The following is a 26,136-nucleotide window of genomic DNA, read 5'->3' as shown; positions in this document are numbered from 1 at the left end:
TGAGGCCACGCCCTGGTGACCGAGGCGTGACCCTGAAGATTGCAGGAGAAGGCGCTTCCACGCCTCCCCGCATTCAAATTTAGCGGCTTTCGGATTTATGATCTTTCAGCGAGGTCAAACTGACGACGGGATTTCCAATCTTCTCCGGATCGTCCTGATCGCACGAAGGCGCCATCGATTTTGCCCGGGCGGACACCCTTGAATGGACGACCGCGCGTGGTATTCCGTAAAGTGCAAGAAGCGGGTTGTGTTCGCGATTGATCATGTGAGCCCCCTATTTTCCGCCGCCCAGCGAGTGGACGAACACGGTCAGTTCCTTGACGGTCGTGTCGCCAAGCCGGGCGGACCACGCCGGCATCACCCCGTGCTTCGGTGCGGTGACCTGGCGAATGATCGCGTCTTCCCCTTTGCCCTTGAGCCATATGGCGTCGGCAAGATTAGGCGCGCCAACTTCGAATTTGCCCTTCGCATCCTCTCCGTGGCAGGCGGCACAGTTATCCATGAATACCTGCTTGCCGGCCGAAGCCAGAGCCGGATCCGAAGGCGCATTCGTCAACCCCCAGACATAGGCCGCGACCTGGCGAATCTGGGTCTTGTCGAGCATTTCGCCGAAGGCCGGCATCTCGGAAAGGTGCGTGTCGGGATCGGCGTCGAATCGAATGCCGTGCGAGATCGTCTTCTGTATCGAATCGAGATCTCCGCCCCAGAGCCAGTCGTCATCGTTGAGATTGGGAAAGCCCGGCCCACCGCTCGCGCCCGAACCATGGCAGGGCGCGCAATTCACCTTGAAGGCAGACGCGCCGCCGGCGACCGCGAATTCGCGGAGCTTTGGGTCGGTGTCGATCTCCTGAACCGTCTTCGCCGCGATCATATCATGGAACTTCATCTGAGCCGACTTGGCCTGGTCAAGATCCTGCTGGAGCGCAGCACGGCTGGAGAAATTTAGGTATCCCTTCGTGGCCGACGCAATCATCGGGATGGACGGATAGAGTATCGCATATCCTATTGCCCAGACGATGGTTGCATAGAACGTCCATACCCACCATCGCGGCATGGGGTTGTTCAGTTCGCGGATCCCGTCCCATTCGTGTCCGGTAGTTTCGACGCCGCTGAGTTCGTCTACATGCTTTTCCGACATCTCAGTCATCCTTCAAGGGTATGTTGGCGGCGGCGTCCGCGGCCTTCTTGCCACCGGGCCGCAGCGTCACGAGGATCGCGCCCACAAAGAAAGCGGTCATGGCCAGAAGACCCCAACTGTCGGCGAAGTGCCGCATTGCGTTGTACGTTTCCATTGCTTCACCTCATCGGTAACCGGTGGCGTCGTCGTAGGTCGAAAAGTCGACCAACGTGCCGAGCATCTGCAGGTAGGCGACAAGAGCATCCATCTCGGTGAGCTTGGTCGGATCGCCATCGAAGTCGCCGGTCTTCGCTTTTGGATAGCGCTTGAGGAGGCTGGCCGTGTCCGCATTCGGGTCGGCCTGCGCCTTCATGTCCGCCTCGGCATTGGCGATCATATCGTCGGTGTAGGGGACCCCCACGTCCTCGTTGGCTTTCAGATCCATCCCTACGTCTTTGACGGTCACCTCCTGATTCCTGAGGAAGGCGTAAGTCGGCATGATCGACTCAGGCACGACCGCTCTAGGGTTCGAAAGGTGTTGGACGTGCCATTCGTTTGAATAGCGGCCTCCGACACGGGCAAGATCCGGTCCCGTCCGCTTGGATCCCCATTGGAACGGGTGGTMGTACATCGACTCCGCGGCAAGCGAATAGTGCCCGTAACGCTCAACCTCGTCGCGGAACGGTCTGATCATCTGGCTATGGCAGAGATAGCAGCCTTCGCGGATGTAGATGTTGCGGCCGGCGAGCTCCAAGGGCGTGTAGGGGCGCATCCCCTCCACCTTCTCGATCGTGTTCTGGAGATAGAACAGCGGAGCGATCTCGACGATGCCGCCTATGCTGACCACGAGGAGCGAGCCCAGCAGAAGCAGCGTGGCGTTCTTCTCGAGGAACTGGTGTTTGTCTAGTATCGATGCCATTTTTTTCACCTCACTCGGCGGGCTGTGCCTGAGGCACGTAAGAGGTCGGAAGAGCAGCTTCGTTCCGCAGGTGACCGCGGACCGTCATGAAGACGTTCCATGCCATGACCAGGCCCCCGGCCAGGTAGAGGCCGCCGCCGACGGCGCGCAGGACGTAGTATGGGAACATGGCTGCCACGGTTTCCGCGAAAGAGTAGACGAGGAAGCCCTGCGCATTGTATTCGCGCCACATCAGGCCCTGCTGGATGCCGGCGACCCATAGGACGGCGGCGTAGATGACGATGCCAAGAGTGGCGAGCCAGAAGTGCCAGTTGACCATGCGCAGGCTATAAAGACGCTCCCGGCCCCACAGCTTCGGCGTCAGGTAGTAGATCGCGCCGAAGGTGATCATGCCGACCCATCCAAGCGCGCCGGAATGCACGTGGCCAATGGTCCATTCAGTGTAGTGGCTGAGAGAGTTCACCGTCTTCACCGACATCATCGGACCTTCGAAGGTCGACATTCCGTAGAAGGCGAGCGCGACGATCATCATGCGGATGATTGGGTCGGTCCGGATCTTGTCCCAGGCGCCCGAGAGCGTCATGAGGCCGTTGATCATGCCGCCCCACGACGGCATCCAGAGCATTACCGAGAAGACCATGCCAAGCGTCTGGGCCCAGTCGGGCAGCGCCGTATAGTGCAGATGGTGCGGACCGGCCCAGATGTACATGAAGATCAGAGCCCAGAAGTGGATGATCGAGAGCCGGTACGAGTAGATCGGCCGATTGGCCTGTTTGGGGATGAAGTAGTACATCATGCCGAGGAAGCCGGCTGTCAGGAAGAACCCGACGGCGTTATGACCGTACCACCACTGGGTCAGCGCATCCTGGACACCGGAAAAAACCGAGTAGCTTTTCGTTCCGAGGAAAGAGACCGGAACCGCGAGGTTGTTCACGACGTGGAGCATCGCGATGGTGACGATGAAGCCGAGGTAGAACCAGTTCGCGACGTAGATATGCGGTTCCTTACGCTTCAGGATAGTTCCCAGGAACACGACCAGATAGGCGACCCAGACCACCGTAAGCCAGATGTCCTCGTACCATTCCGGCTCGGCATATTCGCGCGCCTGCGTGATTCCAAGGACGTAGCCGGTGGCCGCCATGACGATGAAAAGCTGATATCCCCAGAAGACGAACCAGGGCAGACTTCCGCCGAAGAGGCGCGCACGACAGGTGCGTTGGACGACATAGAAAGAGGTCATGATCAGACCGTTGCCGCCAAACGCAAAGATCACGGCCGATGTGTGAACCGGCCGGAGCCGTCCGAAATTCAGGTACGGCGCGAAGTTCAGATCGGGAAACGCCAGTTGTAGCGCGATCACGAGACCGACAAGGAAACCGACGACGCCCCAGAAGACGGTGGCGATCAAGCCATACCGCACGACCTCGTCGAAGTAGCCTGATGCCTCGACCTTCGGCACCTGGCCCGCCGGAGAAAAGTCGACCCGTCTAATGAGCAGGATTGTTCCAATGGTCAGGCAGAAACAGATTATGCCCATATGGACGGCGAATAGATGGTCGTGCGCGAGCCCTGCCATCACCAGAGTCGCGAACGCTGCGATGGCGACCGCCATCGTCTCGACGGTATAGTTCATGGTGTCATCCCCAGTGCGCTGGCGACCGCATGCCGGCCGGCTTCCTCGCACTCTGGGGAAGGACTGTCATGAAGCGGGCCGCACCTCCTTGATTTAGATCAACGAAAGGCGGACGCGGCCCCAGCTTCCGGGCTTGTTACAAACCGTTACACTTTCGCACGCTTTCGAACACGGCGCTCATTCTCTTGTGACGGGGCCGGCATCTATTGCGGTCACAGTCAAACGAAGGGACGCAACGATGCTTATGCAGAGAAACCAGGCATTCGACCATGCGGAAGTCGCGAACGAAGCGATTACAATCGGCCAGCAGCCGCTTGCATCAGTTTTTCGAACCGCGCCGACTGAGACGGTGGAAGCCGGCAAGGCGCTCTGTTGGGAGGGCGATGCGGTGAAGCATTTCTTCCACGTCCAGCAAGGCGTGGTCCGCCTGCATCGCATCATCGGCGAAGGGCGCCGGGCCGTCACGGGATTCCATTTCGCCGGCGATGTGATCGGCGCCTTCCTGCAGGACGATTTCCTCTTTACCGCCGAAGCGGTCACCGACTGCAAGGTTCGCCGGATTTCGCGCAAGAGCTTCCACGAGGAAGTCGTCCGCTCCGAATCGCTGCGGCCTGAATACATCAACCTGCTGTGTCGGGAGACCATGGCCGCGCACGACCAGATGGTTCTGCTCTCCAAGAAGAATGCCGAGGAACGCCTCTGCAGCTTTATCATGACGATGGCAAACCGGCGTGGGACGACGCAGAAGGGCCTCCTTCACATTCCGATGAACCGGCAGGACATCGCCGACTACCTTGGGATGACCATCGAGACCGTATCGCGCACCATCAGCAAGCTGGCATTGAGGAATGTCGTCGCTTCGGAAGGACGGCACGACCTCAGGATCCTGAGCTTCTCGCGTCTTCAGCAACTATCCGGCAATGCTGATGATTTCTCAGCCGAAACCTGTCATAGGATGAGTGTCCATTAACGTCTCGAAGAATATCGTGGCCATGCCTCATCGCCTCATTTCGCCTCGTACCGCATCGCCACAGGAACTGGATGCGCTGGTGCATGTGCTCGACGGGGCCGACATCATCGTCTACCGCCTCGAGGGAACCATCACGCATTGGTCGATCGGCAGCGAAAACCTTTATGGCTGGACCCGTGAGGAAGCCGTCGGGGAGAACGTCCACGATCTCCTCGCGACGCGCCCTTCGGAACCGCAGGACTCAATCCGCGCCCAGCTCAGGTCGCGGGGGTTTTGGCGCGGCGAGATCGTTCATCGCCACAAGGACGGCCACGATATCTTCATCGCCAGCCGGTGCGTGCTGGTGAACCTGCCGGACGGCGAGCCGGCCGTCATCCAGACCAATAGCGACGTCAGCGCGCTCAGAAAGGCGGAACAGGATGTCCGCACGCGCGAAGCGCATCTGAGATCGATCCTCGACACCGTTCCCGATGCCATGGTCGTCATCGATCAGAAGGGCATCGTCATTTCCTTCAGCAAGGCCGCCGAAAAGCTCTTCGGAATGTCGGCCGACGAAATCTGCGGCCGCAACGTCAGCAATCTGATGCCAAACCCCTACCGGGCCGCACACGATGGCTATATCGACCACTACCTCGATACGGGCGAGAAGCGAATCATCGGTTACGGCCGCGTGGTCACAGGCCAGCGGGCAGATGGCACGGAATTTCCGATCGAACTGCATGTCGGTGAAGCGACATCCGACGGCGAGCGGATTTTCACCGGTTTCGTGCGCGATCTGACCAGCCGCTTCAAAATCGAGGAAGACCTCCGTCAGGCCCAGAAGATGGAAGCGGTCGGACAATTGACCGGCGGCCTCGCCCACGATTTCAACAATCTCCTGACCGTCATCAGCGGAAATTTGGAGATGATCGAGGACAAGCTTCCGGAAGGCCGGCTCAAGGATATCCTGCGGGAGGCACAGGCGGCAGCCGCGGATGGTGCGAAGCTGACAGGGCAATTGCTAGCCTTCGGCCGACGCCAGCCTCTCAACCCCAAGCCAGCCGATCTTAGCCAACTCCTCACCGGTTTCTCCGACCTATTACGCCGTACGCTCGGCGAGAACATCAAGCTCTCCACGGTTTTGTCGGGATCGAACTTCAACGTCCTCGTCGACCCATCACAGCTTCAGAATGCGATCCTGAACATTGCGCTCAACGCGCGTGATGCGATGCCGAGAGGCGGCAGCCTTACCACCGAAGTCTCACGCGTCCACCTCGATGCTGACTATGCGAAGATGTATCCCGAAGTCCGCAGCGGCAACTTCGTGCTCATTTCCATGACCGATACCGGCATCGGCATGAGCGCGGATGTGCAGAAGCGCGCCATCGAGCCTTTTTTCACGACTAAGGAGGTGGGATCGGGAACCGGTCTCGGCCTCAGCATGGTCTACGGCTTCGTCAAGCAGTCCGGCGGACACCTGCAGATCTACAGCGAGGTCGGACGGGGCACGACGATCCGGATCTACCTTCCAGCGGAGACCGGCGCCCGGCTTGGCGACACCGGCGGAGCAACGAAGGTCGAGAGCGCCCTGCCAGGCGGCAATGAACTGGTCCTCGTCGTCGAAGATGATCCTCGTGTCCGCCGTGTCGCCGTCGCGCGGCTTTCAGACATGGGATATTCGGTGCTTGAAGCGGAAAACGGCCATCGCGCACTCGATGTCCTAAAGGAAAACGAGGAAATCGAACTACTCTTCACCGATATCGTCATGCCCGGCGGTATGACCGGTGACGAGTTGGCGCGAGAGGCCCGCGAACTCAGGCCGGATATCACCGTCCTCTTCACTTCGGGATATTCAGAACCGGGGCTTGCCGAAAAGGATATCATCTCCGGGGCGCAGTGGCTGCGGAAGCCCTATACGGCGCGCGAGCTGGCATCCAGGGTCCGGGACCTTATCGACCGGAAATGATCCAAACGAGAGGGTGTGTCTCGCCCTGGCGGTCCCGCGGGACCAGCCCGGAACAATGTGCTCGTTGCACTGGAAGTCGTCTCCGTCATCCAGACGCAGCGCTGGCGGCCCACCGGCAATCAAGGCAGCCTCGAACAATCCCGAAACCGCGAAACTCTTGAATCATTTCCAAAAAGCTTGAATCACTTCCCAAATTGACGAGCGTCAAAGAACGCACCGTCCACATCTCCTAGAAACGTTCTCGAGGCCAACGAGGCCCCATAGAATAGGAGATATCCAGATGCGTTTCAAAGTCGGTCTTATCGCTGCAACGGCTGCCCTCATTGTATCGGCAGCTCCGTTGATGGCCGCCGATCACCAGATTCAATTGCTCAACAAGGGCGCCGACGGTGCGATGGCATTTGAGCCCGGCTTCATCAAGATCGCTCCCGGAGATACCGTCACCTTCGTCCCCACCGACAAGAGCCACAACGTCGAAACGTATAAGGGTCTGATTCCTGACGGCGCGCCTGAGTTCAAGTCCAAGCCCAGCGAGCAATTCCAGCAGAAGTTCGACGTTGCCGGCGATTATGTCGTGAAGTGCACGCCGCATGCCGGCATGGGCATGGTCGCGCTGATCCAGGTTGGCGACAATCCGGCAAACGTCTCCGCAATTAAGACTGCTCAGGTTCCTCCGATGATTCGCAAGCGCCTGGATGCCGATCTCGTTAAGGCCACCCAGTAACGAAACTCACGCGGGCGGCCCTTGCGCCAGCCCGTACAGGAACTGGAACTTAGACGAACCTGTGAGGCTCATACGGGGCAGCCTCACATTGGGGGGGAAGCGTCGGCCGGGGGTCACGGCCGACGCTTCTGAATCCAAAACCCGACTGCACCTCAAGTCCGATCGACAGCAATACCGCAGTTACTGCGTCGAATCCGCCGATGGTCACCCCGCCGGCGGATCGCTTGCGTTTGGTGTCGGATCTCTGTCAAAACATCCCAACAGATGGCGGGGAAGCTGCTTTATCTGGCTCGATCCATCCATCTGGACGGTTCACGGCTTCTCGATCCTCTTCGCCACCGAAGCCGCTTCACTTTCTAGCAAATATCGACACCGTTCTAGCGCTGTTGTGATTTGCTCTGGCAACCTCACCAAAGGAACGGTCACTTTCGAGAACAGCATGTCAATATGATGCGGCCCGCTCCTGATGAGGAACGAGCCGCACCACCAATCACTTGCACGCGTAAACCGARCGCTTGGTGAGRTAGATCAGCGCCGAGAAGATCAGCAGGAAGATGATGACCATGAAGCCGAGTTGCTTGCGGTCYTCGAGATGCGGCTCCGAGGCCCACATCAGGAAGGAGGCAACGTCGCGYGCATATTGGTCGACCGTCTGCGGCGAGCCGTCGTCATAGGTGACCTGGCCGTCGGAGAGTGGCTTCGGCATGGCAAAGCTCGCMGCCGCATCGAAATACGGATTGTAGTGCGAGTTCTGCGGCACCTGGAAGCCGGCCGGCGGCTCTTCATAGCCGGTCAGCAGCGAGTAGATATAATCCGGGCCGCCTTCCTGATACTGCGTGAAGATATCGAAGATGAACTGCGGGAAACCGCGTTCGAYCTCACGCGCCTTGGCAAGCAGCGACATGTCCGGCGGCACCGCACCATTGTTCGAGGCSGCCGCCGCTTCGTCATTCGGGAATGGCGGCGGGAAGTGGTCGGACGGAACCGCCTTGCGGGTGAACATCTCACCCTGGGCGTTCGGGCCGTCCTGCACCTCGTAATTCGCCGCGAAGGTTTTGACCTGCGCTTCCGAATAGCCGAGYTCTTCCAGCGTGCGGAAYGGCACCAGCTTCATCGAATGACAGGCGGAGCAGACTTCCGTATAGACCTTCAGGCCRCGCTGRAGCTGCGCCTTGTCGTAGTAGCCGAAGGGRCCGGAGAAGGTCCAGTGCTGCTCCCTCGGCTCCTTCAGCGGATAATGCGGCGTCGCCGCTTCRGCGGCAGGYTTGGTCTCCGCGGCAACGGCWSCAACCGTCGCAAAGCCACCGATGAGGGCGATCGACAGAAGGCCGGCAACAAGCTTTTTCATGTTCTCTTCCTCTATCGTCGCCGGTTATGCTTCAACCGGAGCGGCTGTCTTGCCACTCTGCTTTTCAAGAACCGCCTCCGTAATCGAATTCGGAATGCGTCTCGGGGTTTCCACCAGGCCGAGAACCGGCATGGCGACGAGGAAGAACAGGAAGTAGAACAGCGTCGCAAACTGCGCAGCCGTGGTGTAGACGCCTTCCGCCGGCTGCGAGCCGAGCCAGCCGAGCAGGATGGCATCGGCGACGAACAGCCAGAAGAACAGCTTGTACCACGGACGATAAACCGCCGAACGGATCTTCGAGGTGTCGAGCCAGGGCAGGAAGAACAGCACGATGATCGCACCGAACATCGTCAGGACGCCGCCGAGCTTGGAATCGATCGGGCCGATGTTGAAGGTGATCGAACGCAGCATCGCGTAGAACGGCAGGAAGTACCATTCCGGAACGATGTGGGCCGGCGTCTTCAGTGGGTTGGCCGGAATGTAGTTGTCGGCATGGCCGAGGAAGTTCGGCAGATAGAAGACGAAATAGGCAAACACCAGCAGGAAGATGGAGACGCCGAGCGCATCCTTCAGCGTCGCATAGGGCGTGAAGGCCACGGTATCGGTCTTCGACTTGACCTCGACGCCGGTCGGGTTCGTCTGGCCGGTGACATGCAGCGCCCAGATGTGCAGGACGACGACGCCGGCGATCATGAACGGCAGCAGGTAATGCAGCGAGAAGAAGCGGTTGAGGGTCGGGTCGTCGACGGCAAAGCCGCCGAGCAGGAAGGTCTGGATCCAATCGCCGACCCAGGGGAAGGCCGAGAAGAAGCCGGTGATGACGGTCGCCCCCCAAAACGACATCTGACCCCAGGGCAGAACATAGCCCATGAAGGCCGTCGCCATCATCAGGAGATAGATGATCACGCCGAGGATCCAGAGGATTTCGCGCGGCGCCTTGTAGGAGCCGTAATACAGACCGCGGGCGATGTGCAGATAGACCGCCACGAAGAAGAAGGAGGCGCCGTTGGCGTGCATGTAGCGCAGCAGCCAGCCGTGATTGACGTCGCGGACGATCTTTTCGACCGAGTTGAAGGCGATCGTCGTATCGGCTGCATAATGCATGGCGAGAACGACACCGGTCAGGATCTGCAGGACCAGCATCACCGCCAGCATGGCGCCGAACGTATAGGCATAGTTCAGATTGCGCGGGACCGGATAGGCGATGAAACTGTCATACATCATCCGAGGAAGAGGAAGTCGTGAATCGACCCACTTCTCAAGCGTGGTCGAAGGCTGATAGCTGGAATGCGCGCTCATGGATTCGTCCTCAGCCGATCTTTACGACCGTGTTTGACACGAACGCGTACGGCGGGATCGCCAAATTCTGCGGCGCCGGTCCCTTGCGGATGCGACCGGCGGTATCATAGACCGAACCGTGGCAGGGACAGAACCAGCCGCCATATTCTCCGGCCTGACCGAGCGGCACGCAGCCCAGATGCGTGCAGGAGCCGATCATGACGATCCAATTCTCCTTGCCCTCACCCGCCGAGCGTTCTGTGCCTGTAGCCGTGGCATTCGCCGGCAGGTTGGCATTACGCGCGGTAGGATCCTTTAGCTCCGAAAGAGGCACGGCAGCAGCCACAGCCACCTCTTCCGGGGTGCGATTGCGGATGAAGACCGGTTTGCCGCGCCATTTCGCCGTCAGCGACATGCCAGGTTCCAGGCTCGAGACGTCGACTTCGATGGAAGCAAGAGCGAGCGTGGACGCGTCGGGGCGCATCTGGTCGATAAACGGCCATGCAACGGCGGCAACGCCGGCGGCACCTGCCGCGCCAGTCGCGAGATGGAGGAAATCGCGCCGGGTCGCACCGCCACCCTGCCCCTCATGTTCATTTTCAATGTTCAATGCCCGCACCTTTCCGGTCTTGATTGATCAGTGGAGACGGACGTGCCGACTCCAGCGCTGGCGACGTGTAAGATGCGGGAACAAAGCCGTATTTGCGCTGGGTCAAAGATCGGGACGAAGCGCTTGTTCAGGCGAAGAACGGGGTCGAGGCAGCGACCGAGCTTCGATCGCGTTCCCGTGTACGCTGGGAGATATCGTCCAGTTTGCCCACTCAAAGCCCGGATACTAAGCGGCTTCCGTGGCGACGTCAGTCCGTTGCGCTAGTGCCGCGGCCTCGAGCGCTTTGCGGATTCGTCCGATGAGCTGTCGCTCCTCTTTGATGTGACTACGCATCGGGCAGAAGAATGAGCGCAGGAGATGGCCGACAGCATCCCACGAAAGCGGGCACTTGCCCGCTTTCAATGCGACGAGCACGTCCACGACATCCTGGGCCGACTTGCGTGCGAACATCCGGCTCATCTTCATACGTTCGATCGCGCCGGCCAGTTCTTCGCTTGTCATTATCAGAACAAGGCGCGAAGCTATCTCCTGCTCTTCCATATCGCAGGTGCTGTCCAGGCAAGAGAGCAACCCTTTCGTGATCGTTTCACAAAACCGCTCATCGATATGGCAGGGAAGGAAGTCGGCCACAGCCTCCAGAAGATCGCACCAGGAAAGAAGCTGATCATAGCAGCCTTCGAGGCCGTGAAAGGCATTGTTTGAAGATCGCATGTCTACCTCTGCATATACAGGCTGGCCGCGATGGCGACGGCAGCCAGAACGGCGGAAACAACGCCCGTGCGTTGCAGAACGCCCATGCGGTAGAGCGCTAGCGCGAACACCACGATCACCGGGGTCGCTATCGATAGTCCAATCTGTGCGTCGGTCATTGGGCCTCCAATCGTGGCGACCATAGGAGCGCTCAGCGGACGTTTCATTGCGATCGATCAAATAAACCGATCGGTTTCGGGAGCCCCGGCAGTCATAGGCCACTAACTCAGGGTTCTCAGTAGTCCCGCGACCATGTTCGTCGTTGCGTTACGGCAAAGAAGGAAGCAGCGAATGGACATACAGCTCTTCCATGACCATGACCGCAACATCACAGCCGGACGGGAACGTTGCGGACACCGACGAGGGAGACCTGCTCGTTTGGATACTCGCCTGGAGCGAGCTTGTGGCATTCGGCGCGCTTCTCGCTGCATTCGTTGCCGCAGGGTGGCTCCATCCTGCCGATTTCGAGGCCGGAAGAGCGCATTTGCATCAGGGCATCCCTGTATTGAACACCATAGTTCTGCTCACAAGCGGCTGGCTTGCAGCCTCCGCCGCTTCCCCGACCTCGCGAAGCAGACTTCGGCTCCTCGGAGCCGCAGCGGGCGGTCTGCTCTTCGTCGTCATCAAACTATACGAATACCAAGTGGAGGGGATATCGATCGTCGCGACTGACACCTTCACGCAACTCTACCTGCTGCTGACAGGGTTCCACCTCGCGCATGTTTTCTTTGGATCTGTGATCCTGGCGATTGTCGCGTGTTTCCCCAACCGGCAAAACGCCCATCTCATCAGCACGCTCTGGCATGTCATCGATATCGTTTGGCTGGTGATGCTCCCCGTGGTGTATCTGATATGAAATTTCACCGGGACGAGACAGCGCTCACGCAGACCTTCGCACTCCTCGTGCTTCTGACTGCCGGCGTCTTGGCGTCTTCGTGGTATTTGACCGGAGCCATGCCCAAATATCTTCTGCCGGCCCTTATCGCCTCGATGATCGTAGCGAAGGTGAGACTCGTCGTGCTCGACTTTTTGGACCTTCGACGGAGCCGCTCTCCCATTGGTCCGGCTCTGATTGCCTGGGCGGCGGCTATCCTGCTTCTTGCGCTCGCGAGGCCCCTGGTTCTCGCCGTCTGGCAGTAAAGCGTCGATAACCAAGGACGCGACCGCATTCGCCCGCATGCTTGCGAATTAACAAAGACCCCTCCCCCGAATTCAATCATGCAGAGGTCACGAGCAGATGGCTCGAACTTCGACGTCACGGCGGTTCCGCCAATGACATGAAAGGGTGATCGATGGCTGAACGCCTGACAAAAACCGCGGCCCGCAACGTCTTTTACGGCGGTTCCGCCTTCTTCTTCGCAATCTTCGTGGGACTGACGGCCCACAGCCACTACTACATTCGCACCGTTGCCACCAACGAGGCGACACTGACGGACGGCGTCGCCCGCGGAAAGCGGATCTGGGAGCGAAATTCCTGCATCAACTGCCACACGATCGATGGCGAAGGCGCCTACTTCGCGCCCGAACTTTCCAACGTGTGGATCCGCTGGGGCGGGGACAAAGATCCCGCCAGTGCCCGCGAGGCACTGCATGCATGGATGGCAGCTCAGCCATCCGGCATCGAGGGACGCCGGCAGATGCCCCAGTTCAACTTGACGGACCAAGAAGTGAACGATCTCGCCGACTTCCTCGAATGGGTCAGCAAGACGAAGACGCAGAACTGGCCACCGAACCAGGCCGGCTGAGACGCGAGAGGACAAAATCATGAGATACAAGACACAGAGCGTCGCAATGCTCTATTTCTACGGGGCTCTCGGCCTTTTCATGGCCCAGCTCCTGTTCGGCGTGCTGGCCGGCACGATCTACGTGCTGCCGAATACCCTTTCGGTGACGCTGCCATTCAATATCGTCCGAATGATCCACACGAACGCGTTGATCGTCTGGCTTCTGATGGGTTTCATGGGAACCACCTACTTCCTTCTTCCCGAGGAATGCGAGACGGAATTGTACAGTCCCAAGCTGGCGATTGCGCAGTTCTGGCTGTTTTTCGTCGCTGCGGGCGTGGCGGTCGTCGGATACCTCTTCCACATCCATGAAGGCCGCGAATTTCTCGAACAGCCCTTCCCCATCAAGGTCGGCATCGTCGTCGTCGCGCTGATGTTCCTTTTCAACGTCACGATGACGGCGCTCAAGGGCCGCAAGACGACGATCACGAACATCCTGCTCTTCGGCCTCTGGGGCGTGGCGATCTTCTTCCTTTTCTCCTTCTACAATCCATCAAACCTTGCGCTGGACAAGATGTACTGGTGGTGGGTCGTTCATCTGTGGGTGGAGGGCGTCTGGGAACTGATCATGGCCTCGGTTCTCGCCTTTCTGATGATCAAGCTCAACGGTGTCGACCGTGAAGTCGTCGAGAAGTGGCTGTACGTCATCATAGGCCTCGCACTCTTCTCTGGTATCCTCGGGACCGGCCATCATTATTACTGGATCGGCGCGCCTGGTTACTGGCAGTGGATCGGCTCGCTCTTCTCGACGCTGGAAGTCGCACCGTTTTTCACGATGGTCGTCTTCACCTTCGTGATGACGTGGCGGGCCGGACGTAAGCATGAAAACAAGGCGGCACTGCTTTGGTCTATCGGCTGCTCCGTGATGGCGTTCTTCGGAGCGGGCGTCTGGGGATTCCTCCACACGCTGTCATCGGTAAACTATTACACCCACGGAACACAGGTCACGGCAGCGCACGGGCACCTCGCATTCTTCGGCGCCTACGTCATGCTGAACCTTGCGGCCATGACTTACGCGATCCCGCAGATACGCGGCCGGGCTCCCTACAATCAGTGGCTCTCGATCGGCAGCTTCTGGATCATGTGCGGGGCCATGTCCGTAATGACCTTTGCGCTCACCTTCGCCGGCATCATCCAGGTGCATCTGCAGCGCGTTCTCGGTCAGTCCTACATGGACGTCCAGGACCAGCTCAGCCTGTTCTACTGGGTGAGACTCGGTTCCGGGATATTCGTCTTCATCAGCGCGCTCATGTTCATTTGGTCGGTCCTTGTTCCAGGCCGCGAGCGCGTCATCAACGCCACAGTTCAGCCCGCCGAATAGGCGGGCTACCTCACGGAGATCGGAAATGACGATAGCTCTCAATCTTCCGCTGAACCCAAAGGCGGAAATCCCTCACTATACGCCTCAAGGCAACGAATGCGCACTGTTCGAACGCGCATGGACCCGGCAGTTGCCGGTCCTCCTTAAAGGGCCGACAGGCTGCGGGAAGACTCGGTTCGTACATCACATGGCCGCGCGGCTTGGACTGCCAGTCTCCACCGTTTCCTGCCACGATGACCTCACGGCCGCCGACCTGACCGGCCGCTACCTGCTCAAGGGCGGTGAGACGGTCTGGGTCGATGGCCCCCTTACAAGGGCGGTCCGCGACGGCGGCGTCTGCTACCTGGATGAAATCGTCGAAGCGCGCAAGGATGTCGCGGTCGTGCTGCATCCGCTCACCGATGATCGTCGAATCCTTCCGCTTGAACGGACGGGCGAGATCTTGGAGGCTCAGTCCGGATTCATGGTCGTCGTGTCCTATAATCCGGGCTACCAAAACCTGATGAAGGCTCTGAAGCCGAGCACCCGTCAGCGTTTCGTGTCGATCGAGTTCGACTTCCTTCCCCGTGAAAAGGAGATCGCCACGGTGGCGACCGAGAGCGGACTTCCGGAAGGAAAAGTCGCTCCGCTCGTCGATCTGGCGCGGCGCCTGCGCGCGCTCAAGGGGCAGGATCTGGAAGAAGGTGTGTCGACCCGACTGCTGATCTACTGCGCCACACTCCTCGACGCCGGACTGCCGACCTTTGACGCCGTCCGCGCCGCCATCATAGAGCCGCTCACAGACGAGCCCGACGTGAAGGCCGCGCTCCTTGAAGTGGCCAAGGCAACGTTTGCATAGGATCGGATACGATGCTGGAATTTCTGGAACTTGAAGAAACCGTAGGGCGCGCATGGCATCGCTTCGTCGGCGACACGAGCTCATGGCCGCGCCATCCGGATCAGGCGGTACAACTCGCGGACGTCAAGTCGCAGCTCGCCGTCTGCTTCCGCGCCTTCGGCGGCGAGTCTACTCTTCAGATCCAGAAGTCGAGGCAGAAGACCTCCGCCCATCGCCTTCGCCTGCGCCAGGTCGTAGGCCTCGGCGAAGAGAGGAGCGATCATCCGACCTGGGACAACTCGGCGCTGTACCTTCCGGCGACGATCGAAATCTTCGACGACACTCAGCTCAATCGCGACCTATACTTCTGGCTCGCGGGATATTTCGCGGTCGCAGTCGCGGTTGCGCCTGATCAGATGTCCTCCGACCTAGCCGTCCGGGATGTCGCCCGCGTCGAAGCGGGCCGCCGTAACTCACGGTTATTGGTGGAGACATTTCCCGGCATGAGCAGCCGGTATGCACGCCTGAGCCATGCTCTGGTTTCCTGCCGGCAGCGAGGCAGGCTTCCCTCGGTCGAGGCTCGGATCGAGACCTTCGCAATGACGGCCCTGTCCTTTCCGATCGAGCATGATCTCCCGCCCAACGCCCGGCCCGAGATTCATGCGGCGCCGGCGGGTTATCTCCCGATGCTGCCGATTCCACTCTGGCCGGATTTCCGGGGCGGGGCGGACGGCATGAACGCGGAGCGCGACGATCTTCCCTCCGATGCTTCGCAGCGTGACGAAACGGAAAAGCCAACACATGAAGGCAAGCGCCAGAAGGACGCCGACGATCGCAAGCGCGATCCGTTCATACTGAACCGGTTCGAGAAGATTCTCGCCATGGCGGAGATGGTGGCTGTGGACCGCCCAACGGATGACAGGGAAGACAACGAGCCCTCCGCCGCGGACGATCTGGACGAAATCACGCTCAGCGAGACGAGGGAGAAGCCGAAATCGAAGTTTCATTTTGACCTCGATCTTTCCCCCGAAGCCGCTGATCCCAGGCGCATTCACGGGGAATTCGTCTATCCCGAATGGAACTATCGCAAGGGGGAGTATCTCCCCGATCATTGCCGGGTCGTGCTCGGGACGGCTCAGGACGATGACCGGATGGCACTGGCCAGCGATCAGTCCGTCATTCGCAAGGTGAAGAAGCAGTTCGAAACACTTCGTCCAAAGCGCGAAATACGACGGGCGCAGTTGGACGGAAGCGATCTCGATCTCGAAGCGGTCGTCCGCTCGCGTATCGATCTTCTCGCCACGGGGCAGCCGAACGATCACATCTACGAGTGCGCCCGACCGGCTGCGCATGAACTCGCAACCTCGCTGCTCGTCGACGTCTCCCTGTCTACGGATTCATGGGTGGACAACAGAAGGATTCTCGATGTGGAAATGCAGGCCCTCGACGTGCTCGCACGCGGTCTTGACGCCTGCGGCGACAGGTTCTCCATCGAAACCTTCACCTCGCGCCGACGCGACTGGATCCGTATCGATTCGGTCAAGCGCTTCGACGAAAGCTTCTCACCGGCGGTCGCCTGCCGCATAGCCAGCCTGAGGCCCGGCTACTACACCCGCATGGGCGCCGCGATCCGGCACGTCTCGCAGCAGCTCGACAAGCAGGGCGCTAGGAAGAGACTGCTGATGATCTTGACCGACGGGAAGCCAAACGATGTCGATCACTATGAGGGAAGGTTCGCGCTGGAGGACTGCAGGCGGGCGGTCATCGAGGCGCGGGGCCGTGGCCAGGTCGTTTTTGCGGTCACGGTGGATCGAAGTTCGGGCGACTACCTTCCCGCGATCTTCGGCCGCCACGGATATGCGCTTGTCTCTGATATCGCCAAGCTGCCAAGCACCCTCCCTGCGATCTACAGGAGCCTGACGGCGTAGCCGGTGCCTTCGGGTGCATAGCTTCAAGAAAGGGAAACGACCTTCCTGGGGGAAGGTCGCGCATGGCTTTCGCGTTGTGGAGACGGTCATATGAAAATCGAACGTCTCGGAGCCAGCGGTTTCGCCGGGGCTTTACGACCCAATCAGCAGTGAAGGTTGCGGCGGCGCCTAAGCCGCCTTGCTATGCGTTCGTCCCAGCGCTCCTAAATAGGCATCGAACACCGCTGCCACAGCACGGACCATAAAGCGCGAGTCCTTGGAAACGGTGACGCGGCCTTCGACAATGGCAACCACTCCGTCGGCCACCAACTCGCGAAACCTGTCGTTCCGCTCTAGCAGGAATCCTGCATCGTATCCGGCCTCGCGGCTAAGCGCCTCGAGATCGACCTCAAAATCACACATGAGCCGTTCGATGACCCGGCCGCGGAGCCTGTCTTCCTGGGTGAGAAGATAGCCCTTCGCAGTTGGAAGGATGCCGGAAGAGACCATATCGGCATACCGTCCGATCGCGACATGGTTCTGGTAGTAACCGGATGGCAGACGTCCGATGGAGGAGGCCCCCAGGCCGACGAGGGTTTCGCAATCGTCCGTCGTATATCCCTGGAAGTTTCTTCGCAGCGTGCCGGAGCGGGCCGCGATCGCGAGTTCGTCATCAGGCAGCGCAAAATGATCGAGGCCGATTCGGACGTATCCTGCGGCGACGAGGGCCTCTGCAATGGCTTCAGCCTGCTCGTTGCGCTCTTGGGCCCCTGGAAGCGCGGACTCGTCGATGAGCCGTTGATGCTTCTTGAATGCGGGGACGTGAGCGTATCCGAAAACCGCGAACCGCTCCGGCCGCAGCTCGATCGCCATCTTCACCGTTTCGACGCAGGAGTCGACGGTTTGAAAAGGCAGGCCATAGATGAGGTCGAAGTTGATGCTCGAAACGCCGTAAGCCAGCAGGCCTGCAACCGCCGCCTTCGTCTGGCTGAACGTCTGGATGCGGTTGATCGCCTTCTGGACGACCGGATCAAAGCTCTGGACGCCAAGACTTGCTCTGTCGACGCCGTTCTCGCCGAGCGCGATGATCATTTCGCTTGTAAGCGTCCGAGGGTCGATCTCGACCGCCACGCTGGCTTCCGGCACAAAGGAAAACGACGTTCGAAGCTTCGTCATGAGAGCTGAAAATTCGTGCGGCTTCATGATCGTCGGCGTGCCGCCGCCGAAATGCACATTCTTGACCGGCATGTTGCCGCCGGCAGCCTTCGAAACCAGTTCGATCTCCCGGCTCATCACGTCGAGGTAGTCGAGAATAGGGCCGTCGTGGCGGGTGATGGTCGTATKACAGCCGCAATACCAGCACATGGCGCGGCAAAAAGGGACGTGGAGATATAGCGACACCGGGCCGCCTGTCGCAGCGGCTGCCAAGGCCTGCTCATAGTCCTCTGGCCCCACATTGGCCGCGAATGCAGGCGCGGTGGGATAACTCGTGTAGCGTGGCAGGCGGGCTTCGCCGTATTTGGCCACCAGGGCGTTGGACATCTTCTTTTCCCTTATGAAGCTCATGGCTCCTTATGCCCGCCGGCGGGAAAGCCTTCCTTGTCATAAGTCAATGAAGGGGAACTCCGACTATCCGAAACTTTCCTGATGTTTGTTCGCTGTCAAAGTTCGCAGATTCCCGAACGCGTATCTTGAACATCGACGAACGGGCGAGCCGTCGTCCACGCACTTCATGAGCAGCGGCAAAAGGAACCAGCATGACCGACGCCTATCCCACCCAAATCGACATCGCGCATATCGACGTCCGAGTTCTTCGGCCAGCCGAACGTCACCCGCGCATTTTTGGCGCTCTTCATGCGCTGACGCCGGGTGCAGTCCTCCACATTACGAGCGACCACGAGCCACGACCGCTCCAGTATCAATTGGAAACTGCCCTACCCGGCAAGTTTTCCTGGGAATATCTGGAGCAGGGACCGGAGGTGTGGCGTGTCGAGATTACGCGCCTCGACGCCGGCTGCGACTGCTGCTGCGGCAGCCACTGACGCGGGGAGGCACGATGATGCCAATGGGCACGAGCCTGTCGCGATGGACGATGTCCTATTTCGCAGCGGCGCTCTTATTTCTGCTCTTCGCGGAAGGCTTGCTTGCGACCGGAAGCCGGGTGCCGTCACTTGATATCGCCGAGCCCCGTGCGCTCATCATCGTGCACTCAACGACGATCGGATGGCTGGGCCTGCTGATGATCGGAGCCCTTCTGCAATTCGGACCTGTCGTGACGGGGCTAAGCCTGCCGACCGGCAATCTCGGTCTGACGGTCCTTGGCGGCGTGGTTTTCGGGCTGGGACTGCTTCTGTGCGGTTTCAGGCTGATCGAAAACGGCTCTGTGATGGCCGGTCCAGTCATGGTCACCGCCGCGTCAGTTCTGGTTATTTCGATCCTGTCGATCGCCTCCGTGCTCTTCGCACTTCTCTGGCGCGGGCGAAACGCCCATGAAGCGTCGCGCTTTCTCCTCATCGGAATTTGCAGCCTGGCGGCGACTGTCGCTCTGGGCGCGCTCTTTGCGCTCGTGATCTCCGGCACCGTCGGCATACCGTCCGTCGTGTCCTTCGTGGTCGACGCCGCGCCGTTGCATGCCGGCCTCGGACTGGGCGGCTGGATGACGTTCGGTGCGATCGGGGTCACCTATAAGCTGCTGCCGATGTTTCTGCTGTCGAACGACATGAAGCGGTCCGTTTTGCTTTACAGTGGCGGGTGGGCAGTGGTTGGCCTTCTTGTCTGCGCTGCCATCGCGCTCGTCTTCGACGCCAATGTCGCCGCGGGCACGTTGGCCCTTCTCGCGCCCTTCTTCCTTTTGATCGCCACCGCGGCATACCTGGCCGAACTGTTTCGCACCTATCGCGGCCGTCGCCGGAAGACTCTTGAGCTAAATACCTTCTGGTCTCTGCCAGCGTTCGTCCTGCTCGGCGCTTCGGTTCCGCTTCTGGCTTTCGCGCTTGTCTTCCACGCTGGCCAACATGCCATCATCGCACTCTCCTATCTCTTCGTCTTCGGCTGGCTGAGCGGCCTCGGGCTCGCGCAGCTCCTGAAGATCGTACCCTTCCTCACATGGATCGAGGCGTTCGGTCCGCTCCTCGGACGGCGTCCGACGCCACGCCTGGCGGACCTTGTTGCCGCCGGCCGGTCGTCCATTTGGCTCGGTGCTTTCTACGTGGCGGTCGTCTGCGCCGCGGCCGCGATCTTTCTACAATGGGATGACGCCTTCCGCATGGCTGCGTTCGTTCAGGCGCTTTCGACCGCAGCGCTTGCCGTGGAGCTCGCACTGTCGCGAGGCCTCGTTGGCGTAGACGCCGAAGCCAAGCAATTCCCGTTCAAACATCCATCATTCTTTTTTGCCGGCAACAATAGAGGTAACGCCAATGGTTCAGCTTCGTGAACTCGACGTACGACAGATCCTGCGCGGTGGCGGGATGCCCTTTCAACTGATCATGGATACCTTTGCCAGCCTTGCTCCAGGCGAAGGTGTCAGGCTTCACGCCATTTTTGAGCCCAGGCCGCTGATCCGGCAGCTCTCGCAGCGGGGTTTCACCTACACCGCGCGGCGGCTCGCGGAAGACGATTGGGAGATCGAGTTCCTTCCCGTTGCCGCTGCAGACGATGCCCGGAAAGGCGACGCGGAAGCGATTTGGCCCGAGCCAGTTTGGAACCTCGACCTCACCGATCTACCTCCCCCCGAACCCATGGAAAGAATCCTGGCAAGGCTGGAGACGATGGCAAGCGGCGAAGTGCTTTTCGCGCTGTTGAACCGCGAGCCGGTCTTCCTGTTCAACGAGCTGAAGGAACGAGGGCACGAGTGGATCGGCAACTTTGATGAGACGGGTAGCGTATACCGGATCATGATCCGGGCGACGCCGATGGATGGCAGCGATGCGCGGAACTGACCCGACACGGGAGGACGTGCTTGATGCCCTCCGGGAGATCGACGATCCCGAGGTCGGAACCAACATCGTCGACCTCGGCCTGATCTATGATGTCTCGATTTCAGATGGCGGCGTCGTAACGGTCGAGATGACAACCACCACCCGCTTCTGTCCGGCCTCGGAATTTCTATCCCAGGCGGCGAAAGCCAGGATCGAGACGCTTGCGAACGTCAGCGAAGCCGTCGTCAACCTGGTCTATGATCCGCCGTGGTCACCCGAAATGGCCGATCTGATGAGCTTTTGAACGGGGTCTCGATGCCGATAGGCTGGGAGGGCTCCTGCAAGGGCGCTCCAGGCCGCCTGTCCGTATCCTTGCCACCAACGAATTTCGACAACACCCTTGTTTACGGCAATATGATCGTGAATCCGCAGGTTCCTATGGCTCTGTCCGTCCTCTCTTCAGTTGGTGAGCGATAGACTTGTGGACTGCCCTGTTAATGTCCGAACCCGATTGAACGGATTTTCGTTCAACAATGAGTGGATACTGGTGTTGTGGCAGATTCGGATGCGTTGGTGCACCGATGCGCGTTCGCGCGCGGCGATCGGATGCCTATAACACAACGCGTGTTCCGGCAGCTTCAGCAAATTACGGCATCGGACGAGATGACGGCAGGATTGATGGGGCGCAAGTCCTTGCGGCTCCTTATTCCCATGTTAGCCAACGCAGACGCCTGCCTATTTGGATTGTGACCATCAGTATAGCGGCATAGGCCAGCGCGCCTGCGCCGATCTGGAGGATATACCCAACTCAACGATCGTACCGGCTCGCCCAGCAGCTCCGAAACAATGGCGACGATACTGCGCTATTCCGAGAAAGCTTCCGACGACGAGCGTGCCCGAATACGAGGCGAGAAATACAACCAGACGATTGCCGACGATCTGGCGCGAAAACGCCATGTCCTCAACAAGAATGGGTTTGGTCACATGTAGGCGCGGTAGCCGCCTCGCGGCGCGCGCCGATCCAAAAAGGAGAACGAGCTGGCAAACTATTTTGGCCCCGGCGAGCGCCGACGCATGGGCATGGAGGTGGAGCAACACCATTGCGGTGGTCAGGCCCGACGTCTCTCCCGTAGTCCTGACGATCGCGCGTTGACGCAGGCGGCCGAGGACAACGAGCGTTCCATCGAAAGCCGCGGTCACTGCCGCGGGCAGCATCCAGCAACATGAACAGAGCAGGCAGGGCACTCTGCTTTACGTCGCCCGTCAGGCCGGAGAAGGCGGCAGTGGCAAGGATGCCGACGGCGGTGAAAAAGCAACCGCTGAAAAGCGAGATGGGGGTGACTTGGTCAAAGCAATCCTCCTCATCACCCGCTTTCATCATATATTCGGACCTGGATCTGGTCAGTCGTCCGTGCACCACATTCCAATGATCGTAGAGACGACCGTTGTCCCCACAGTATGTTGGAAGGGGCACTTGAGACGGTTGGCGTTTGGTACCCCAAACCGTCGTCGAATCCGCGCCGGTGCGGCATGATTTAGCATCTAGAAATTCGTCTTTTGGTAGTATAAAATTAGGAGGCGGACAAGTTTCCCCGACACTTGAGCGCACTCAGTGAGCCGTTGTTCGGTTCCCGGCTCTGCCTTGCCCCACAAGGCGGAGCCGAACCTTCCACGGTATGTGATGGAAGACGGAAAGCGTCCAAGCGGAATCGGAACTACGCTCAGGATCCATTCGTCCGCGTGACGCAATAGTCGCTGTGAGGCTCACGCCGAACCCGCTCCTCGACGCACGGCTAGATTTTTGAGCATTTTGCAGCGTGCTTGTGGACCACGAAGACCGCTAGTACAAATGCTCGAGGGGTTCTTGCATGGGGGATGATCATGGACGTCGATAAGGCGATTGCGCTTGTCTCTGCGGCCGGTATCGAACTAACGGACAGGCGCCGCCTAGACGCCGATGACGGCTGGTCCCTCAGCTTCTCAAACGGAACTGAACTCCAAATAGGCGATAGCGGCAAGATAACGGTTTCTGGCAAGGGTGCGGAAACTATCGCCCGGCTACTCGATCTGCCGAGCAAGCGACAGCATCGGGCAAATCATGGCCGCTCACGCCCTCACTCCGATGGTTCGTAGCCGTCAGTGAGCGTGCCGAGGAAGGCTACGACGTCGTCGATTTCAGCGGGAGAGAGCGCCGGCTCGTCTCCTGTCTTGCGATCGAAAGGTGGGTCGGTGTTGATGTTGGCCTTCGCCGCCGCCGGCAGATCATCGTATTTGTCAACGCTCCCGTCGGGCCTGCGAGGATACCAGCGCTCCGGATGGGTCTCCCGTTCCACGTAGAAGCGTACGGCGTCACGCAGAGAGTGAATGTCGCCATTGTGGAAGAAGGTCTTGCGAAGAGCGACGTTGCGCAGTGTTGGTGTGCGAAAGAGCCCGCAATAATCCTCACGCCCAATGAAGTCGGTGCGCAGGGGACCGCATAGGCCGAGATCGTAGAACGCCGGATCCTTGTTCGCAGGAATGTCGCGATTGCGGGGAACGCCGATGGCGATCAGCCCGTAATCGGTGAACTGCGGCGGCGTGCCATCATTGCCGCGCTGACTGACGTGACAGGAAGCACAGTTCCCCTTCTCGGCTGCATTGAACACGTCGAGCCCCCTTGCCTCTTGTGGTGTGAGCTGAGCCTTGCCGGCCAGTACCGCGTCATATTTGCTCGAATAGGGATAGAAGGTCCGATAGTCCTGCTGAAAGACTTCCAACGCCTTGACCGCCGTTCGAAAGACGATCGCCGGATCACTGCCGGCCTTTAACCCGGCAATATCGGTGATCGCCTTGCCGTAGCGCGCCGCGAGCACGCGGCCAGCCACGTCAGCTTCACTTTTATTGCCCATCTCGAAGTCAGACAGCAGGGGAATCTTGGCTTGCTCCCAGCCGCGATCGACCCGGCCGTCCCAGGTCAGGCCACCGGTCGGCCCATTGTCGACACTTTCGTCGGCTTCGTCCTCGGATTCAAAGAAGTGCTCGGTGAAGGGCGGCACCACCTGCAGATATTTGAGCGAAGGCACCGCCCGTAGGCCCGGCTGATGCAAGTCGCCGCCGCCGAGTTGCACGGCCTGGTCATTGGTCGGCCCGAAGGCGTGGTTGGGATCGTGGCAGGAAGAGCAGGCCATCTTGCCGGATGCTGACAGGGAGGGATCAAAGAAGAGGGCTTTCCCGAGCGCGTTCAATGCTTGTGCTTGCCGTCGCACGTCCGCCCGCGACACAGCTTGACCCGTATGGACCGAGGTCGTCGTCAACAACAATGCAGCAGTACAAATCCCGACCCACTGTCTTGTTCGCGATTTGGATTGCATCGTTATGGTCGTGTCCTTCACTGCAATCTCAGGTCCGTCCAAAATATCGTTAGACGGATTTTAGAATCATTTCAATTAGAGCTTGCGTTAGCTATTCGCCCGGATAAGCTGTCGTCCGCGGTGGAGGTACACCCACCGAATTCTGGGGAGGCCAATCCAAATGAAATCGATCTCTGCTGCGGCCGTCTGCGCCTTAAGTCTTTCTGTGACGGCTTTTGGTCCTGCCATCGCCGGCGGTAGCGCCTCCGGCGCAACGGCTGGGTCTGCGCGGAATACCACCGGTGATCTGAAGCTGATCGATACCGTGGTGGTAATCTATGCGGAAAATCGAAGCTTCGACAATCTCTACGGCAGCTTCCCAGGGGCTAACGGGGTTTCGAAGGCGCCGGCAAGTGCCCGCATCCAGCGCGATCGCGACGGCAGGCCTTTCCGTGAGTTACCGCCGATCTGGGAGGGCCTCACCGCCAAAGGCGTCACACCGCCGGTGACCCAAGCGGAGACCGAGCACCTCCCCAATCGGCCGTTCCGCGCAGACGACCCCAAAGGGTTCAACCTCACTTCGAATACAATCACGCGCGACCTCTGGCACCGCTACTATCAGAACCAGATGCAGATCGATGGCGGACGCAACGATAAATTCGTCGCCTATGCCGATTCAGGCGCGCTAGCGATGAGCTTTTGGGACGGCTCGAAGACGGCGATGTGGAAAGTCGCTCAGAAATACGCGCTGGCCGATAATTTCTTCATGGGCGCTTTCGGCGGCTCCTTCTTCAACCACCAATGGCTGATTTGTGCCTGTGCGCCCTATTATCCCAACGCCGACACCAGCGCCGCTAAGCCTTCGATCGCAGTGGTCGAGCCGGACGGGGTKACGCTCAAGGCCGCCGCCAACTCGCCAAAATCCGCGATGGATGGCATTCCGAAGTTCGCCGGCGATGGCAATCTCACGCCCGATTTCTACGCCGTCAACACCATGCAGCCACCCTATCAGCCGAGTGGCAATGGTCCCGCGCCGGACGGCGACAAAGCACTGGCAGACCCGAACAAGCCAACAACATTGCCGCCACAGATAGAGCCCACCATCGGCGATATGCTCAGCCTCAAGCATGTGACTTGGGCTTGGTATAGCGGGGCTTGGCAGGATGTGCTCGACCATGGCAACAAGGAGCCGGTGCCGAATCTTCAATATCACCACCAGCCTTTCAACTATTATGCCAATTTCGCTCCCGGCACCGCGGCCAGGGCCGAGCATCTGAGGGATGGCGGCTTAGGCGGCACTGAGTTCATCAAAGCGATCGATGCCGGCACGCTGCCGCAAGTCTCTTTCTATAAGCCCCAAGGCAATCTTAACGAGCACTCCGGCTATGCCGATATCGAGGCCGGCGATGCCCATATCGCCGACCTGATCGCGCATCTTGAGAAGAGTCCACAATGGCCTCATATGCTGGTCGTCGTCACCTATGACGAAAATGGCGGCATTTGGGATCACGTGGCGCCGCCCAAAGGCGACCGTTGGGGACCGGGTTCACGTATTCCAGCCATTATCGTCTCGCCCTTTGCGCGGCACGGCTTCGTCGATCACACGCCAATGGACACGACCTCGATCCTACGTTTCATCACGCGCCGCTTCGAACTCCCGACGCTCCATGGCATCACCGTGCGCGACGCTGCTATCGCGGCGCGCAAACAGAAGCCGCTCGGCGATCTGACCAGTGCACTTATGCTTACGCAAAAGTGAGGCAGGCG

Annotated in this window: 27 protein-coding genes; 15 read left to right on the top strand and 12 right to left on the bottom strand. The window is 59.6% G+C overall.

Annotated elements, in window-relative coordinates; all coding sequences use genetic code 11:
• Positions 1-79: 79 nt before the first annotated feature.
• From QD357_RS29095 to ccoN, 5 genes are read right to left on the bottom strand one after another with little or no spacing between them, the layout of a single operon-like run.
• Complete coding sequence (locus tag QD357_RS29095) at positions 80-265, bottom strand: hypothetical protein (RefSeq protein ID WP_414125621.1); 186 nt, start codon at positions 263-265, stop codon at positions 80-82.
• A 9-nt stretch (positions 266-274) separates the two neighbouring features.
• Positions 275-1,138, bottom strand: coding sequence for a cytochrome-c oxidase, cbb3-type subunit III (gene ccoP, locus QD357_RS29090; protein ID WP_414125620.1), 864 nt, complete (start codon positions 1,136-1,138; stop codon positions 275-277).
• Position 1,139: 1 nt separating this feature from the next.
• Positions 1,140-1,292 (bottom strand): cbb3-type cytochrome c oxidase subunit 3, encoded by a 153-nt coding sequence (locus QD357_RS29085; protein WP_183939848.1) that lies wholly within the window; start codon positions 1,290-1,292, stop codon positions 1,140-1,142.
• Positions 1,293-1,301: 9 nt separating this feature from the next.
• Positions 1,302-2,036 (bottom strand): cytochrome-c oxidase, cbb3-type subunit II, encoded by a 735-nt coding sequence (gene ccoO / locus QD357_RS29080; RefSeq protein WP_414125619.1) that lies wholly within the window; start codon positions 2,034-2,036, stop codon positions 1,302-1,304.
• A 10-nt stretch (positions 2,037-2,046) separates the two neighbouring features.
• Entirely contained in the window at positions 2,047-3,669 is a 1,623-nt protein-coding gene (gene ccoN / locus QD357_RS29075; RefSeq protein WP_183939844.1) for a cytochrome-c oxidase, cbb3-type subunit I, read from the bottom strand.
• Positions 3,670-3,907: 238 nt separating this feature from the next.
• On the opposite strand from ccoN, the gene QD357_RS29070 reads away from it, so the two are divergent.
• The 3 genes from QD357_RS29070 (at position 3,908) to QD357_RS29060 (ending at position 7,308) form a co-directional block, all read left to right on the top strand.
• Positions 3,908-4,639, top strand: coding sequence for a Crp/Fnr family transcriptional regulator (locus QD357_RS29070; RefSeq protein ID WP_414125618.1), 732 nt, complete (start codon positions 3,908-3,910; stop codon positions 4,637-4,639).
• Positions 4,640-4,661: 22 nt separating this feature from the next.
• Entirely contained in the window at positions 4,662-6,584 is a 1,923-nt protein-coding gene (locus QD357_RS29065; protein WP_414125617.1) for a PAS domain S-box protein, read from the top strand.
• Positions 6,585-6,864: 280 nt separating this feature from the next.
• Entirely contained in the window at positions 6,865-7,308 is a 444-nt protein-coding gene (locus QD357_RS29060; RefSeq protein WP_183939838.1) for a pseudoazurin, read from the top strand.
• Positions 7,309-7,798: 490 nt separating this feature from the next.
• Here QD357_RS29060 and QD357_RS29055 read toward each other — a convergent pair whose 3' ends face one another.
• The 3 genes from QD357_RS29055 to petA are packed head-to-tail and all read right to left on the bottom strand — an operon-like array spanning position 7,799 to position 10,544.
• Positions 7,799-8,656: a cytochrome c1 gene (locus QD357_RS29055; protein ID WP_414125616.1), complete on the bottom strand. Its 858-nt coding sequence runs from the start codon at positions 8,654-8,656 to the stop codon at positions 7,799-7,801.
• Positions 8,657-8,680: 24 nt separating this feature from the next.
• The gene (locus QD357_RS29050; protein ID WP_414125615.1) at positions 8,681-9,955 is read right to left on the bottom strand and encodes a cytochrome b; all 1,275 of its coding nucleotides are present in this window, start codon (positions 9,953-9,955) and stop codon (positions 8,681-8,683) included.
• A 10-nt stretch (positions 9,956-9,965) separates the two neighbouring features.
• Positions 9,966-10,544 carry a ubiquinol-cytochrome c reductase iron-sulfur subunit gene (gene petA, locus QD357_RS29045; protein WP_183940619.1) on the bottom strand — a complete coding sequence of 193 codons (579 nt, stop codon included), beginning with the start codon at positions 10,542-10,544 and terminating at the stop codon, positions 9,966-9,968.
• Between the two features lie 357 nt (positions 10,545-10,901).
• Here petA and QD357_RS29040 point away from each other — a divergent pair, with 357 nt between their 5' ends.
• Entirely contained in the window at positions 10,902-11,246 is a 345-nt protein-coding gene (locus tag QD357_RS29040) for a hypothetical protein (protein WP_183940617.1), read from the top strand.
• Between the two features lie 11 nt (positions 11,247-11,257).
• On the opposite strand, the gene QD357_RS29035 is transcribed toward QD357_RS29040, so the two are convergent.
• Positions 11,258-11,413, bottom strand: a complete 156-nt coding sequence (locus QD357_RS29035; RefSeq protein WP_183940616.1) for a hypothetical protein — start codon at positions 11,411-11,413, stop codon at positions 11,258-11,260.
• A 191-nt stretch (positions 11,414-11,604) separates the two neighbouring features.
• On the opposite strand from QD357_RS29035, the gene QD357_RS29030 reads away from it, so the two are divergent.
• From QD357_RS29030 to QD357_RS29005, 6 genes are all read left to right on the top strand, one after another.
• Positions 11,605-12,150, top strand: coding sequence for a cytochrome c oxidase subunit 3 (locus QD357_RS29030; protein WP_246451594.1), 546 nt, complete (start codon positions 11,605-11,607; stop codon positions 12,148-12,150).
• Positions 12,147-12,434 carry a cytochrome C oxidase subunit IV family protein gene (locus QD357_RS29025; RefSeq protein WP_183940614.1) on the top strand — a complete coding sequence of 96 codons (288 nt, stop codon included), beginning with the start codon at positions 12,147-12,149 and terminating at the stop codon, positions 12,432-12,434. The genes QD357_RS29030 and QD357_RS29025 overlap by 4 nt, the downstream gene beginning before the upstream one ends.
• 152 nt (positions 12,435-12,586) lie before the next feature.
• Positions 12,587-13,039, top strand: a complete 453-nt coding sequence (locus QD357_RS29020) for a c-type cytochrome (protein ID WP_183940612.1) — start codon at positions 12,587-12,589, stop codon at positions 13,037-13,039.
• 19 nt (positions 13,040-13,058) lie between these two features.
• Positions 13,059-14,399 (top strand): cbb3-type cytochrome c oxidase subunit I, encoded by a 1,341-nt coding sequence (locus QD357_RS29015; RefSeq protein WP_414125614.1) that lies wholly within the window; start codon positions 13,059-13,061, stop codon positions 14,397-14,399.
• Between the two features lie 25 nt (positions 14,400-14,424).
• The gene (locus tag QD357_RS29010; RefSeq protein ID WP_414125613.1) at positions 14,425-15,237 is read left to right on the top strand and encodes a CbbQ/NirQ/NorQ/GpvN family protein; all 813 of its coding nucleotides are present in this window, start codon (positions 14,425-14,427) and stop codon (positions 15,235-15,237) included.
• A gap of 11 nt (positions 15,238-15,248) precedes the next feature.
• On the top strand, positions 15,249-17,144 hold the full coding sequence (locus tag QD357_RS29005) for a nitric oxide reductase activation protein NorD (protein WP_183940607.1): 1,896 nt from the start codon (positions 15,249-15,251) through the stop codon (positions 17,142-17,144).
• A gap of 168 nt (positions 17,145-17,312) precedes the next feature.
• Here the strand turns inward: QD357_RS29005 and hemN are convergent, their stop codons facing one another.
• On the bottom strand, positions 17,313-18,665 hold the full coding sequence (hemN, locus tag QD357_RS29000) for an oxygen-independent coproporphyrinogen III oxidase (protein ID WP_414125612.1): 1,353 nt from the start codon (positions 18,663-18,665) through the stop codon (positions 17,313-17,315).
• Positions 18,666-18,880: 215 nt separating this feature from the next.
• Here hemN and QD357_RS28995 point away from each other — a divergent pair, with 215 nt between their 5' ends.
• Genes QD357_RS28995 through QD357_RS28980 form a run of 4 tightly spaced genes read left to right on the top strand, consistent with a single transcriptional unit; the run spans position 18,881 to position 21,344 of the window.
• Positions 18,881-19,165 carry a DUF2249 domain-containing protein gene (locus QD357_RS28995; protein ID WP_183940603.1) on the top strand — a complete coding sequence of 95 codons (285 nt, stop codon included), beginning with the start codon at positions 18,881-18,883 and terminating at the stop codon, positions 19,163-19,165.
• A gap of 17 nt (positions 19,166-19,182) precedes the next feature.
• Positions 19,183-20,556, top strand: a complete 1,374-nt coding sequence (locus QD357_RS28990) for a hypothetical protein (protein ID WP_414125610.1) — start codon at positions 19,183-19,185, stop codon at positions 20,554-20,556.
• Positions 20,540-21,061 carry a DUF2249 domain-containing protein gene (locus QD357_RS28985; protein WP_414125609.1) on the top strand — a complete coding sequence of 174 codons (522 nt, stop codon included), beginning with the start codon at positions 20,540-20,542 and terminating at the stop codon, positions 21,059-21,061. The genes QD357_RS28990 and QD357_RS28985 overlap by 17 nt, the downstream gene beginning before the upstream one ends.
• Positions 21,048-21,344 carry a metal-sulfur cluster assembly factor gene (locus QD357_RS28980; protein WP_183940598.1) on the top strand — a complete coding sequence of 99 codons (297 nt, stop codon included), beginning with the start codon at positions 21,048-21,050 and terminating at the stop codon, positions 21,342-21,344. Before QD357_RS28985 ends, QD357_RS28980 begins: the two co-directional genes overlap by 14 nt.
• 449 nt (positions 21,345-21,793) lie before the next feature.
• Here QD357_RS28980 and QD357_RS28975 read toward each other — a convergent pair whose 3' ends face one another.
• Positions 21,794-22,141: a hypothetical protein gene (locus QD357_RS28975; RefSeq protein ID WP_414125626.1), complete on the bottom strand. Its 348-nt coding sequence runs from the start codon at positions 22,139-22,141 to the stop codon at positions 21,794-21,796.
• A gap of 1,013 nt (positions 22,142-23,154) precedes the next feature.
• Positions 23,155-24,390 (bottom strand): cytochrome c peroxidase, encoded by a 1,236-nt coding sequence (locus QD357_RS28970; RefSeq protein ID WP_183940632.1) that lies wholly within the window; start codon positions 24,388-24,390, stop codon positions 23,155-23,157.
• 160 nt (positions 24,391-24,550) lie between these two features.
• On the opposite strand from QD357_RS28970, the gene QD357_RS28965 reads away from it, so the two are divergent.
• The gene (locus QD357_RS28965) at positions 24,551-26,128 is read left to right on the top strand and encodes an acid phosphatase (RefSeq protein WP_183940594.1); all 1,578 of its coding nucleotides are present in this window, start codon (positions 24,551-24,553) and stop codon (positions 26,126-26,128) included.
• Positions 26,129-26,136: the final 8 nt, after the last annotated feature.

This window comes from Rhizobium sp. BR 317 (assembly GCF_047445835.1).
GTDB classification, from domain to species: Bacteria; Pseudomonadota; Alphaproteobacteria; order Rhizobiales; family Rhizobiaceae; genus Rhizobium; species Rhizobium paranaense.
The sequence above is the reverse complement of the archived record's forward strand: the minus strand, read 5'-3'. Positions and strand labels throughout refer to the sequence as shown.